Source organism: Micromonospora sp. CV4 (assembly GCF_003667455.1).
Taxonomy (GTDB): domain Bacteria; phylum Actinomycetota; class Actinomycetes; order Mycobacteriales; family Micromonosporaceae; genus Micromonospora.
Map to the genome: position 1 here is coordinate 1 of NZ_RCVI01000226.1, position 13,069 is coordinate 13,069.

Here is a 13,069-nt window from a genome sequence, read left to right on the forward strand (position 1 = left end):
GCCACCACCACACCCTCGGCGGCGACCCCGAAGCCGAAGCCGACGACCGCCCGCCCGGCCGCACCGGCACCCGCGGTGACCTCGAAGAAGAAGGGCGTCGGCGTCTGGACGTTCAACGGCGTCAGCGCGGCATTGGCCAACTCCACGGCGAGCTGGTACTACACCTGGAACGTGGGCCACCCGGGGGTCACCAGCCCCAAGGGCAGCGAGTTCGTCCCGATGATCTGGGGTGCGAAGAGCGTCACCCCGAGCAACCTGCAACAGGCCAGGAAGAACGGGCGCTACCTGCTCGGCTTCAACGAGCCGGACATGGGCGGTCAGGCGAACATGAGCGTGGAGCAGGCGCTGGACCTGTGGCCGCAACTGGAGTCGACCGGCCTCCCGCTGGGCAGCCCCGCCGTCGCGTGGGGCGGGGACCGACCGGGCGAATGGCTCGACCGCTTCATGACCGGCGCGAAGGAACGCGGCTACCGGGTCGACTTCATCGCCCTGCACTGGTACGGCGGCGACTTCACCACCGCCAACGCGGTCAACCAGCTCAAGGCGTACCTCCAGGCCGTCCACGACCGCTACAAGCTGCCGATCTGGCTCACCGAGTTCGCCCTGATCGACTTCTCCAACGGCGTCCGCTTCCCCAGCCAGGCCCAGCAGGCCGCGTTCCTCACCGCGGCGACCCGGATGCTGGGCGGGCTGTCCTGGCTGCACCGGTACGCCTGGTTCGGCCTGCCCGCCACGGACAAGGACCAGACCGGCCTCTTCCGCACCGGCAGCGCAGCGACCGCCGTCGGCCGCGCCTACCAGGCCGCCCGCTGACCGGAACTACAACAGGTCCACATGGTCCCGCCAGGAGTGCTGGGGCTCGAAGCCCAGCACCCGGCGGGCCTTGTCGATGCTGAGCAGGGTCTCGTGCTCACCGAGGTCCTTGCGGATCTCGACACCCGGATAGACCGCCGCCATCAGGCTGGCGCTGGACCTGCTCATCACCGTGTCGGCGTTGGCGATGATGAAGACCTCGGCGCCCGGCTGGTCGTGGACGAGTGCCCGCTCGACCGCCTGGGCACCGTCGCGGGCATCGATGTAGCCCCACAGGTTCCACCGGCGCAACTGCGGATCCGCGTCGAACGACGGGAACGGCCCGTAGTCCTCGACGTCCATCACGTTGGAGAACCGCAGGCCCACCATCACCAGCTCCGGGTCCCACCGGCAGAAGTGCCGCGCCATCTCCTCCTCAAGAGCCTTGTTCAGCGAGTACGTCGACTCCGGGCGCGGCGCGTACTCCTCGTCGACCGGCGCGTACGGCGGCGGGGTGTCGAACGGCAGCCCCAGCACCGTCTCGCTCGACGCCCACACCACCCGCTTGATCCCTGCCGCCCGAGCCGCCGCGAACACGTTGTACGTGGCGGCCGAGTTGTTCGCGAAGGTGGTCGCGTTGCTGTGCAGCCCGGGGGCCGGTACCGCCGCCAGGTGCACGATCGCGTCGATCCCGCCGGGGTGCTCGTCGGCGCCGCCGGTGAACGCCTCCACCACCTGCCCGTAGTCGGTGAGGTCGACGAGAAGGAACTCGCCGTTCACGTCGCGGGGGTCGCGTCCGCCGGCGCGGTCGACGGCCAGGACGTCGACGCCGATGGCGCGCAGGTGAGTGACCACGGCGCGACCGAGCTTGCCGGTGGCACCGGTGACGACGACACGCTTGGGCAGGGCGGGATTGGTCATGACCCCATCTTCTCCGGCAGAGCGCGGCGCCCCACACGCGGGTGTGGTCCGCTCAGTTCTGGGGGTGGCCGGCCACCGCACTGGTCACGGGTCGCGAGGCCGCCCAGCGGCGGCACAACATTGCGCTGCGGCTCGGCTTCGAAGAGCCGGGCCGACACGGAGCGCCACTGATTGGTAACGTGGCGGCGGTCTCGGCGGTGATGACCGCCGATGTCCCTGGGGAGGGCCGACATGTGGGCGGACGACGCTGCGTTGGAGGCGGCGGCACGCCGGCTCGATGAGTGGGAGTCGTCCCTGGCCGAGCGAGCGTCCCGGGCGACGGCTCTGTCGGCACGGCTTCAGGCACTGACCGGCACCGCCACCACCCCCGACCGGACCGTCGAGGTGACCGTCGACGCATCCGGCCTGCTGACCGAACTGCGGCTGGACGAGCGGATCCGGCAGCATTCTGCGACCCACACCGCCCGTCAGATCATGGAAACCACCAGGGCCGCGCACGTCGACCTGCTGAGGCAGCTCACCGAGGCGACCGCCGAAGCGCTTGGCGACGACGACCCGACCGGACGAGCGCTGATCGACTCCTACCAGCGTCGGTTCGGCTCGGACGAGAGCGTGCCAGATGCCCAGCGGTGACAGCATCCATGTGGACCCGGACGACCTGACCTCCCACGCCGCACACATCGACCGCAACGCCGACAGCCTCGATACCGCCCGCCAGGCCGGCCAGCACGTCCGGTTGAGCGCCGACGCGTACGGGCAGCTCTGCGCGATCATGCCCATCCTGTTGGACGGGCTCCAGCGCACCCTGGTCGACGGCATCGGCACCGCCGCCGGGTCGGTACGCGACACCGCGGGGAGGCTGCGCACGAGCGCGGACCACTACCGGGCGTCCGACGCCCGCGCCGAGCAGGTACTGCGTCAGGCTGGGCGCCAGCGGTGACGACCAATCCACTGGTCGCCACAGCCTTCGCCTCCTCACCCAGCCCTTGGGCCGGCATCTGGATCTGCGAGGACATCGAGCTCATCGCCCAGGGCGTTCGTAACGGCAGTTGGATCGACGGCGGCCTCGGCGTGGTCAGTGCCGGCCTCGACGCGCTCGCCCTCGTCTCCGACCCGGCCGGCGCGCTGCTCCAGTACGGCATCGCCTGGCTCATCGAGCACGTCAAGCCGCTCAGCGAGGCTCTGGGCTGGCTCGCCGGCAACCCGGCAGAGATCGTCGCCCACGCCCAGACCTGGCGTAACGTCGCCTCCTCGCTGCGCGAGGAGGCCACCGGAATGGCCGCCGCCGTCCGCGCTGACGTCGCCGGTTGGGGCAGCACCGCAGGTCCCGCGTACCGGGCTTGGGCCGCGCAGCAGGACCAGGCCATCACCGGGCTCGCCCAGGGCGCCGACACCCTGGCCGCGATCACCGAGGGCGCCGCCGGTCTCGTCGCCGCCGTCCGGCTGCTGGTCCGCGACGCCATCGCCACCTGCGTCTCCCGCCTCATCGTTTACGCGGGCGAACTGGTCATCACCGGCGGGCTCGCCACACCGCTGGTGGTGGAGCAGGTCACCACGACGGTGGCGTCATGGGCCGCACGCATCGCCCGAATGCTGCGGGGCCTGCTGGCCAGCTTGCGCAGGTTGATACCCGAGATCAGACGGCTCGGCGACCTCATCGGGAAGCTGAAGCAGGTGCTCAGCCGTTTGAGGCGAGCTGGACCTGACCCTGGTGACCTCAGTCGGGTACGCAACAGGGGCCGTGGACCCCGAATGCCGATGAACATGGAGTCGGTACAGGTGATCGCCGACAAGTACGGCATCGATGTAACGGGCATCAAGTTCACCATCAACAACAGGATCTCGGGAGTGTGCGGGGTGACCAAGCCGGACCAGTCGGTCATGCTCTGCCGAGAGGCATTTCGGAGCGAAGAGGACCTGGCACGCACTCTGGAACACGAGAGATTCCATGTCTCGGAACTTCAGGATGGAAGCCCTTACCCCACCACCCGCGAGGGTATCGACGCTTTCGAGGATCGGGCCTACGCCCACGAGGAACGATGGTGGAATGATCACCAGATCAGGCCAGAGGGAATGAATTGATGGCAACCTTCGATGAGTGGCTGGACGCGTACGACGTTGTCTACCGCGCCCTGCCGGTGTCGTCTGACCTGCGATGCCCGAACTGCGGCCACCGGACGCTGCGCCTGGTCTTCACCGGACCATCCGGATCTGGATACGGCTACGCCTCGTTCTGGTGTGACACCTGCCTGGAGGGCATCCACCTTTCCAGGGTGCCTATCCCGGACGGGGTACCGGCACGATCCCTCGATGCCCCGGCCGAGGAACGCCACGGGGACATCCCCAGCTATCGGATCGTCACGTAGCCTCCGCTGGACGAGCCTGGCCGCCTCGGCATCGGCCGCGCGGCTGGCCCTCCCGCTCGGAGGCGGTCCGTCGGGGCGACAAGAGCGCAGCCCCTGCTGACTGGGCTCGCTGCGTGCGCGGCCAGAGGCGAGGTTCCATACGAGTTCGGTCCCGAGGACAGGTTTGCTCGAACGTTCATTCCGGACCGGAGCCTCGGTCCGTGAGTATTCATCGTGGGGGACTGATGGCCGGTCTTGTCGTGCTGAAACCTGGGGTCGACTGGAGCGCGACGGGAGGGTTGTTCGACTGGACGCTGGAGTTCCTGATCGGCCGCCTCTCAGACGAACAGACCGCGGCCCACCTCCAGGAAATTGTCGACAACAACCTCGGATCTCTGTGGATCGACGACCTGCCTGCCGCAGCCCAGCAGGAAGTTGTCAAGCACTGGCGAGACGGCCTGGTCGCGGCCGGGGAGCAGCAACTGCCGGACAGCGAGCACAAGGCGGATGTCATCCGCCATCTTCAGGAACTGGTGGACGCCACCTACTGGGACGGCTGCACCGGGCCGAACGATCCCGCGTAGTCGCTCTGCAGGCCTGCGCGGCATTCGGTGGGCTGCGTGCTGAGGAGCACTCGTTGACTGATCCCGGCGGTCGTGACCGGCGCCATGTGAGGCAAGCTTCCAGTGGACTCGCCTCACGGCTGACACCCATGACGGGGTGACGGACCACCCGGGTCCGCTTCGGAGGGAACGGGCACCGGTCAAGCGGCGGATTTGGCAGGATGGCGCCATGGCCACGGTCGCTGTGATCGGTCTGGGTGGGATGGGTAGCCGGATGGCGGGCCGGCTGCTCGATGTCGGCCATGACCTCGTCGTCTGGAACCGCACACCGCAGAGGGCCAGCGATCTTGTGGCGCGTGGCGCGGTCGCCGCCGACAGTCCGGCAGAGGCTGCCCGCCGGGCTGAACTGGTCATCACGATGCTGGCCGACCCGGCCGCGCTGCAAGAGGTGGTCGAGGGCCCGCAGGGCATCCTTGCCGGCGCTGACGCGTCGACGACGCTCGCTGAGATGTCGACGGTCGGGCCGCCCGCGGTGCGACGGTTGGCCGCGATGCTGCCGGAGGGCGTTGGCCTGCTCGACGCGCCGGTGCTGGGCAGCGTCTCGGAAGCCGAGTCGGGTTCGCTGCGGATCTTCGTCGGAGGGCCGGAGCAGCTCGCCCAACGGTGGATGCCGGTGTTGGGCGCGCTTGGCTCGCCCATGCATGTCGGGCCGCTCGGTGCCGGCGCTGCGGCCAAACTGGTCGCCAATTCGACCCTGTTCGGGGTCCTCGCTGTTCTCGGTGAGGCGCTGGCTCTCGCGGATGGGCTTGGACTGCCGCGGGACACGGCGTTCGAGGTGTTGTCCGCGACTCCCGTCGGCTCGCAGGCGGATCGGCGACGACCAGCGGTCGAGTCCGGTCAGTTCCCGCTCCGGTTCGCGCTGTCACTCGCCCTCAAGGACGCCGATCTGGTCGTGTCGGCCGCCGAGTCGGTCGGCGTCGACCTGCCGGTCGCGGCCGCCGCGCGGCAGTGGGTCGCGTCAGCCCAGGAGGCGGGCCTTGGCGACCGGGACTACTCGGCCGTGATCGCGCACATCACCGACGCCGCCCGATCGGCCTGAGACCTGGCCGTGCGGCGGGCCCGTCCGGTGACCGTTCAACTCGCCGGGCAGCAGGCGATGCCAGATCGACCCGGCAGGTTCAGCGGGGTCGGCTCAGCCACTCCCAGGCGCGGCGGAGGCCCACCTGCACCGGGTCGTTACCCGCGGCCTCGACCTCTCTGGCCGGCGTGTCCTCGCCCGGCTCGTGCATCTCGGCGCCGGGCACCGACAGCACGACCCCCCGCTCGTACAGGTCGGCGATCTGGTCCCGGTGGGCGAAGCGATGGGAACGGTACGGCTTCGGCGGGGCCACGATCACGCCGTGGAAGATGTCGGAGCGTTCGTCGGTGAGCACGTGCTCGACCACGCCGACGGGTGCCGATTCGACGTCGTAGACCCGGGTGCCGACGGCGAGCGCAAGGTACGAGACCTTCGCGCCGAGATCCTCCACGGCGTTCACGTTACCCGCCGCCTGATCCGGATGGGCCCGATCACGTAGTCGATGCGGACGCCAGGTTGGTGCGCGGCGGGGATTCGCCGCGCCCACCCACCACCACGCCGTTCACGCGGTACGCAGCCAGCCGAGAGTCGTCATGGTGGAGAGGCTGGTCGCCTTGAGGCCCCCGGCGGAGACGGTCCAGAGCACTCCGTCGATCACCAGTGACCGACGGATCGGGGTCAGGTCCTCGGGACGCCCCGTGCCCGGCGTGTGGTCGATCGTGCCGACCTCGGTGAACCCGCCGTCGTCGGCTCGCAGGGCCACAGCCACGTTGCTCGGCAGGCCCTTGCCGTAGACGGTCAGTGGGACCACGACCAGGCGTTCCGCCGGCCAGTAGAGGAACGCATGGGGGTCGAACTCCGCCTCGGAGTGCCCCTGCTTGACGTGATACTGGGCGAGTCGGGTCGGCTTGGTCGGATCGGAGACGTCGAAGAGCGAGAGCTGGGTGCCCTGGACGCGGCCCTGGGCGGACGCCTCCTGCCCGACGCCGAGCAGCCGTCCTTCACCGGCCGGGTGCAGGTACGCCGAATACCCGTTGATCTTCAGTTCGCCGGTCACCTTCGGCGCGCCCGGATCACGCAGATCGACGGTGTAGAGCGGGTCGGTCTGCCGGAAGGTGACCACGTACCCGGTGCCGCCGACGAACCGTACCGCGTAGATCCGCTCCCCCTTGCCCAGTCCGGTGACCTTGCCGACGTGGGTCAGCGTCCTGCCGTCGGCGCGCAGGACGTGCACGCTGGACGTCGAGTTCGGCTTGTCGCCCCAGGTACGGCCACTGGTGGTGGCCACTCTCAAATGCCCGTCCCACTCGGACATGGCGTACTGGTTGATGAGCCAGCCCGGGACGGACGCGTCGGCGACGTACCGCGGGGCACCGGCGCCCGAGATGTCGAACTGATAGATGTCGGTGGTCTCGTCTTTGGGATCGGGTGCGACGTTCCGCGCCCTCAGCATCGGCAGCACCCGCCAGCGCTGGTCGTTGGCGACGTACAGCCGGGGTCCGTTGCTGTAGACGGTGTCGCCGTCGGCGATCACGCTGACCGGGTCGCCGGCGCCGAGCGTGGCCGCACCGAGGTTGAAGCTGAGCATGGTCACCAGCGACGTCCCGGAGTAGGCGGCCGGCCGGCTGATCCGTTCGCAGCCGACCCGTCCGGCGCTGGTCCGTCCGCCGGAGGTGACCTCGTACCGGGGCAGCCAGTCGTCGAGGGTGGCGTTGTCGATGATCTCGCGGTTGGCGGCGGTGCGTTGCTCCTCGGTGGCCCGTTGCGGGTGCGGGAAGTCCAGCCGGGGCGCGGAGCGGACCACGACCCGGACAGTGGTGCCCACCTGGCGGGCGTCCACCAGATTGCCGTCGATCCGGTATTCGCCGATGATCTTCGGGGCGTCGGACAGGTCGACCATGATCAGCCGGGGGCCGATGATGCCGTCCGGCGTCGGGGCGTCCGCGACGCGCGCGTCTCCCCCGCGAATGGCCGGTTTCCCCATCCCGGCCCACCCGTCGCCGAGCAGCACCAGCGCCCGGTCGCCGTGCAGCAGCAGGCTGTCTTCGCCCCCGCGGAATCCATCGGCACCCGGTGCCAGTTTCAGTTCCCCGGTCAGCTGGCGGGTGGCCGGGTCGACCACGTACAGCTTGCCGTGCTGCACGGTGACGATCCGCTTGCCGTCGGTCTTGACCAGGTCCGGCTCATCGGCCCCGGCCTCGTGGGTGTTGGTGCCCGAGTAGCTCTTGGGCGCCGCATCCGTCCGCATCGCAGTGGCAGGCCCGGCGGCCTGTTCGGCGCCGGCGAAGGTACGGATGTCCCCGTTCGGCCCGAACCCCCAGGGCCCGACGTACGCCTTGGCCGCCGTCCTCAGCTGCTGCAACGCCTCCGGGCAGGAGTCGAACGCGACGAGCCGGAAGCCGCCAGCCGGCACTTCCCGGTCACGTGGCGGGACGGGAGCCGGCTCCGCCGTACAGCCGGTGACCAGCGCCAGGCCGGCGACCAGGGCCAGCCCCAGGAAGCGAGCTGGAGTCATTAATCGGGGGACGCCGGTGGCGACGGTTGGCTGGGGTACGTGGGCGCTGCTACGCGTCATGCCCCCTACGACGTGGCTGCCCCTGGCTCGGTTCCCGCCATACAGACCTCGCACCCGGAGCTGTCCGATCGACGTGACTCGGCGAGGAGCTGCTCAGCTGTTCTGTGGGAAGCCGAGGTTCACGCCGCCGTGGGACGGATCGAGCCACCTGCTGGTGACCACCTTGGCCCTGGTGAAGAAGTGCACGCCGTGCGGCCCGTACGCGTGCGAGTCACCGAACAGGGAGTCCTTCCAACCCCCGAACGAGTAGTACGAGACCGGAACCGGGATCGCCACGTTGACGCCGACCATGCCGACCTCGATCTCATTCTGGTACCGCCGCGCGGCGCCGCCGTCGTTGGTGAAGATGGCGGTGCCGTTCCCGTACGGGTTGGCGTTCACCAGGTCGACCGCCGCGTCGTAGCTGGGGACCCGCACCACCGAGAGCACCGGACCGAAGATCTCGTCGGTGTAGATGGACATGTCCACGTCGACGTGGTCGAAGAGTGTCGGCCCCAGCCAGAAGCCGGCGTCGTCGCCGTCGATCGATTGCCCGCGTCCGTCGACCACCAGCTTCGCGCCCGCGGACCGGCCGGCGTCCAGGTATGACCGCACCCTGTCGCGGTGCGCCCCGGTGACCAGAGGTCCCATCTCGCAGCCCGGTCGGCGACCATCGCCGACCTGCAGTCCGGCGATCCGTTCCCTGATCTTGCCGACCAGCTCGTCGCCGACCGGATCCACCGCCACGACGACGGAGATCGCCATGCAGCGCTCACCGGCCGAGCCGAAACCGGCCGAGACGGCGGCGTCCGCGGCGAGGTCCAGGTCGGCGTCGGGCAGTACGACCATGTGGTTCTTCGCGCCGCCGAGCGCCTGCACCCGCTTGCCGTTACGCGTTCCGGTCTCGTAGACGTACCGGGCGATCGGCGTCGACCCGACGAACGAGACCGCCTTGACCTCCGGATGCTCGAGGATCCGGTCGACCGCCTCCTTGTCGCCGTGCACGACGTTGAACACGCCATCCGGTAGCCCGGCCTCGGCGAGGAGCTCCGCCAGGAAGTTCGCCGCGGAGGGGTCCTTCTCGCTCGGCTTCAGCACCACGGCGTTGCCGCAGGCGATCGCGTTGGGAACGAACCACAGCGGCACCATCGCGGGGAAGTTGAACGGGGAGATCACCCCGACCACGCCGAGCGGCTGCTGGATCGAGTACACGTCCACCTTGGTCGAGGCGTTCTCGCTGAACCCGCCCTTGAGCAACTGCGGGATGCCGCAGGCGAACTCCACCGCCTCCAGCGCACGCTGTATCTCGCCCGCCGCGTCGGAGAGCACCTTGCCGTGCTCGGCGGTGATGATCTCGGCGAGGTCGGACTTGCGGGCGTTGAGCAGTTCGCGGAACGCGAACATCACGTTCGCGCGTTGGGTGAGGGAGGCGTGGCGCCAGCGGGAGAAGGCTTCGCGGGCGGCGGTGACCGCCTCGTCGACGTCCGAGGCGCTGGCGAAATCGACCTGCCCGCCGACCTGACCCGTCGCGGGGTCGTACACGTCACCCGTGCGCTGGGCGATGCCGGTCCATGCCTTGCCGCCGATCCGGTGCGTGATCCTCATGCCGACACCGCCTCGATTGCCTCAGCGAGGATGCCCAGCGCCTCGTCGGCCTCGTCCTCGGTGAGCGTCATCGGCGGCGCCAGCCGGATCACGTTGCCGTGCAGGCCGCCCTTGCCGACCAGCAGTCCGCGACTGCGCGCCTCCTCCAGCAGGGCGGCCGCGGCCGCGGGATCGGGTTCGCCGGCCGGGCCGACGAACTCGAGGGCGAGCATCAGACCCTTTCCGCGTACGTCGCCGACCACCGGATGCGTCGCGGCGACCGAGCGAAGGCCATGGATCAGGCGGTTCCCCAGCTTCGCGGCGTTCGCCTGGAGGTCGTGGTCCAGGAGGTAGTTGAGGGTGGCGAGGGCCCCCGCGGTGGAGATCGGGTTGCCACCGAAGGTGGAGATCGAGTTGGCCTGTAGGCAGTCCATGAGTTCCGCGCGGGCGACGACACCGCCGATCGCCAGACCGTTGCCGAGTCCTTTGGCGAAGGTCATCGCGTCCGGCACGACGTCGTGCGCCTGGATGCCCCAGAAATGCTCGCCGGTACGCCCCCAACCGGTCTGGACCTCATCGGAGACGAGCAGGATGCCGTACTCGTCGAGCACCTTCTTGAACTCGCGGAACAGGCCGTCGGGCGGGGAGGCGAAACCGCCCACGCCCTGGATCGGCTCGACGATCATGCACGCCACGTCGCCGGCGGTCGCGGTCTCGATCACCTCGCGCAGGTCGGCGACGCACGCCTTGACGTAATCGGCGTCCGCCAGGTCCTTGAAGGGGCTGCGGTACCGGTAGCCACCGTGCACCCAGCTCACCGTGATCGGGCTCAGCTCACTGGCCGACCAGCCGCGGATGCCGGTGATCGCGACGGTGGCGAACGCGCGCCCGTGGTACGAGTTGCGCAGCGCCAGCACCTGCCCGCTGCGGCGGTACTGCGTGGCGAGCATCAACGCGGTCTCGTTGGCCTCCGTGCCCGAGTTCGTGAAGAACACCTTCGCGTCCGGGATCCCGGACAGGTGCGCGATCTTCTCGGCGAGCTCGACCTGCGACTCGATCAGGTACAGCGTCGAGGAGTGCAGCACGCCGGTGTCGAGCTGCGAGCGGACCGCGTCGCTGATCTCGGCCACGTCGTAGCCGACCGAGTTGGTGAGAATGCCGCCGAAGAAGTCGAGGTACGTGCGGCCCTCGCGATCGGTCACCCGGCGACCGTGCGCGCTGGCGATCTCAATCGGCTCCTCGTAGTAGAGGGCCAGCCACTTCGGCAGCACGGACCGGTGTCGATGCAGCAACTCCCGATGCGCCATCGCGTCCTCCGTATCTCGTACCTCAGCCGAGTGTCCCGAGACTTCGGTGCTCGCCGCCACCGACAACCTGTACGGGTCGGCATCGATGGCGCTACGTTGTGTGCAACCCCGCAGGGGAGGCGGCATGTATCCGACGGTCGCGGAAGCGGTGGCGCTGCCCGTGATCCGGCGCGGCCGGCCACGCGTCGTCGCGGGGTCCGATGGCATGCAGCGACCCGTCCGCTGGGTTCACGCGGCGGAGGTCGCCGACATCGCTCATCTGCTGCGCGGCGGCGAGCTCGTGCTGACCACCGGCATCGCGCTGCCGGACGAGGAGACGGCACTGACGGCGTACGTGGACGACCTGGCCGCGGTCGGCGCGGCGGGGCTCGTGGTGGAGTTGGTCCGACGCTGGAGCGACCACGTGCCGGACGCGCTGGTGGCCGCTGCGGAACGACACCGGCTTCCATTGATCACGCTGGCGCGGGAGACCCAGTTCGTGTCCGTCACGGAGGCGGTCGTGGCGTTGATCGTGGACGCGCAGCTCGCCGAGCTGCGGGCGGCTGAGCAGGTGCACGAGACGTTCACCGCGCTCACGGTCGCCGGGGCGGAGCCAGCCGAGGTGTTGCGCGAGGTCGCGAGGATCTCCGGGCTGCCGGTCGTCCTGGAGACGCTGGGGCACGACGTGCTCGCGTACGACGCGGCCGGGCAGGACCCGATCGAGCTGCTGACCGACTGGGGGCAGCGATCCCGGTCCGTGGCGGTGTCCCAACGGACCGCCTACGACGAGGAGGCCGGCTGGTTGATCACCGCGGTCGGCGCGCAGGGCGCCGACTGGGGACGGCTGGTCCTGCTCTCACCGGCCCCTCCCCCGCACCGGCACGTGGTGGTCGCGGAGCGGGCCGCGTCGGCGCTGGCGGTGCACCGGCTCGTGGCGCGGGATCGGGAGAGCCTGGAGCGGCAGACACACCGGATGTTGCTCGCGCAACTGCTCGGCCAGGCGCTACCTCCTGCTGATCTGACCACCCGGGCGGCCGCGTTGGGCGTTGCGCTGGAGCGGCGGAAACTGGTCGGGGTGGCGATCCGACCGGGGAGCATCACGCCGCGCGCCCCCGCACTGGCCACGCAGGAGGTGTTGCGGGACCTCGCGGAGGCCACCGCGTTGGCCGCGCGACGGGTGAGTGTGCCGGCGTTGGTGGGCGTCGTGGACGACACCAGCGTGCGCGCGTTGTTGTCGTTGCCGGCGCAGGCGGAGGTCGATGCGATCCTGCGGCGGTTGGCCAGAGAGGTGCACCGCTCGGCGGCGAGTGCCGTGGTGGTGGCCGTCGGCACGACGGTGTCGCAGGTGTCCGATGTGCGGCGCAGTCTCGGCGAGGCCGCACACGTCGCCGGTGCCGCGCTACGGTCCACCGGCGCCCAGGTCTACCACCGGCTGGACGACGTGCGACTGCGTGGCCTGCTGCACCTGCTGCGCGAGGACGAGCGTGTCCGTGCTTTCGCGCACCGGGAGCTCGGGCCCCTGTTGGCGCGCGACGACAGCCAGGGCAGCCGGCTCGTGGAGCTGCTGCGCTGCTTCTGCGAGCAGGGCGGGAACAAGTCGGCGGCCGCCGGCGCCGCGCACCTGTCGCGTACGGCCTATTACCAGCAGCTGTCGCGGATCGCGCAGGTGCTCGGGGTGTCGCTGGAGGACCCGGAGTCGATGTTGTCGTTGTACGTGGCGCTGCTGGTGCACGAACTCGACGACGCGTGACGGGTCAAGGGCCCGGCAGAAGGCCCGAATCCATCCACCGTGGGGATTGACAGCTCAGTACGGGCACGCCCGTGGACAGAGTGTGCCCCGATCACGGCAAGCGTGGACACTTTGCCGCTGCCCGTGGCGGGTCCGGGACACCCACCATTCCGAGATAAAGATCGTGCTGATCCGCCCCCACTCGCAGCACGCGCCG

13 protein-coding genes are annotated in these 13,069 nt (G+C 69.8%); 8 read left to right on the forward strand and 5 right to left on the reverse strand.

All coding sequences use genetic code 11. The features are described from left to right. Positions 1-813 (forward strand): glycoside hydrolase family protein (locus tag EAD98_RS09980; RefSeq protein WP_199723358.1); only part of this gene is annotated, 813 nt, incomplete at its 5' end. A 6-nt stretch (positions 814-819) separates the two neighbouring features. On the opposite strand, the gene EAD98_RS09985 is transcribed toward EAD98_RS09980, so the two are convergent. Then, the gene (locus EAD98_RS09985; RefSeq protein WP_121653772.1) at positions 820-1,713 is read right to left on the reverse strand and encodes an NAD(P)-dependent oxidoreductase; all 894 of its coding nucleotides are present in this window, start codon (positions 1,711-1,713) and stop codon (positions 820-822) included. A 210-nt stretch (positions 1,714-1,923) separates the two neighbouring features. Between EAD98_RS09985 and EAD98_RS09990 the strand changes: the two genes are divergently transcribed. The 6 genes from EAD98_RS09990 to EAD98_RS10015 all read left to right on the forward strand — a co-directional run bounded on the left by EAD98_RS09990 (position 1,924) and on the right by EAD98_RS10015 (position 5,720). Further along, positions 1,924-2,346, forward strand: coding sequence for a YbaB/EbfC family nucleoid-associated protein (locus EAD98_RS09990; protein WP_233583777.1), 423 nt, complete (start codon positions 1,924-1,926; stop codon positions 2,344-2,346). Then, complete coding sequence (locus EAD98_RS09995; protein ID WP_121653774.1) at positions 2,333-2,653, forward strand: type VII secretion target; 321 nt, start codon at positions 2,333-2,335, stop codon at positions 2,651-2,653. The genes EAD98_RS09990 and EAD98_RS09995 overlap by 14 nt, the downstream gene beginning before the upstream one ends. Further along, the gene (locus EAD98_RS10000) at positions 2,650-3,795 is read left to right on the forward strand and encodes a WXG100 family type VII secretion target (protein WP_233583778.1); all 1,146 of its coding nucleotides are present in this window, start codon (positions 2,650-2,652) and stop codon (positions 3,793-3,795) included. The genes EAD98_RS09995 and EAD98_RS10000 overlap by 4 nt, the downstream gene beginning before the upstream one ends. After that, entirely contained in the window at positions 3,795-4,079 is a 285-nt protein-coding gene (locus EAD98_RS10005) for a hypothetical protein (protein WP_121653775.1), read from the forward strand. Before EAD98_RS10000 ends, EAD98_RS10005 begins: the two co-directional genes overlap by 1 nt. Before the next feature lie 200 nt (positions 4,080-4,279). After that, positions 4,280-4,642 (forward strand): hypothetical protein, encoded by a 363-nt coding sequence (locus tag EAD98_RS10010; protein WP_233583779.1) that lies wholly within the window; start codon positions 4,280-4,282, stop codon positions 4,640-4,642. A gap of 136 nt (positions 4,643-4,778) precedes the next feature. Beyond that, entirely contained in the window at positions 4,779-5,720 is a 942-nt protein-coding gene (locus EAD98_RS10015; RefSeq protein WP_255421219.1) for an NAD(P)-dependent oxidoreductase, read from the forward strand. A gap of 79 nt (positions 5,721-5,799) precedes the next feature. Here EAD98_RS10015 and EAD98_RS10020 read toward each other — a convergent pair whose 3' ends face one another. The 4 genes from EAD98_RS10020 to EAD98_RS10035 all read right to left on the reverse strand — a co-directional run bounded on the left by EAD98_RS10020 (position 5,800) and on the right by EAD98_RS10035 (position 11,144). Next, complete coding sequence (locus tag EAD98_RS10020) at positions 5,800-6,150, reverse strand: hypothetical protein (RefSeq protein ID WP_233583780.1); 351 nt, start codon at positions 6,148-6,150, stop codon at positions 5,800-5,802. A gap of 111 nt (positions 6,151-6,261) precedes the next feature. Beyond that, a complete protein-coding gene (locus EAD98_RS10025) occupies positions 6,262-8,274 on the reverse strand; it encodes a beta-propeller domain-containing protein (RefSeq protein WP_233583781.1) in 2,013 nt (670 codons plus the stop codon). A 93-nt stretch (positions 8,275-8,367) separates the two neighbouring features. Further along, positions 8,368-9,858: a CoA-acylating methylmalonate-semialdehyde dehydrogenase gene (locus tag EAD98_RS10030; RefSeq protein ID WP_121653779.1), complete on the reverse strand. Its 1,491-nt coding sequence runs from the start codon at positions 9,856-9,858 to the stop codon at positions 8,368-8,370. Then, complete coding sequence (locus EAD98_RS10035; protein WP_121653780.1) at positions 9,855-11,144, reverse strand: aspartate aminotransferase family protein; 1,290 nt, start codon at positions 11,142-11,144, stop codon at positions 9,855-9,857. Before EAD98_RS10035 ends, EAD98_RS10030 begins: the two co-directional genes overlap by 4 nt. 124 nt (positions 11,145-11,268) lie before the next feature. Here EAD98_RS10035 and EAD98_RS10040 point away from each other — a divergent pair, with 124 nt between their 5' ends. Then, entirely contained in the window at positions 11,269-12,873 is a 1,605-nt protein-coding gene (locus tag EAD98_RS10040) for a PucR family transcriptional regulator (RefSeq protein ID WP_121653781.1), read from the forward strand. Positions 12,874-13,069: the final 196 nt, after the last annotated feature.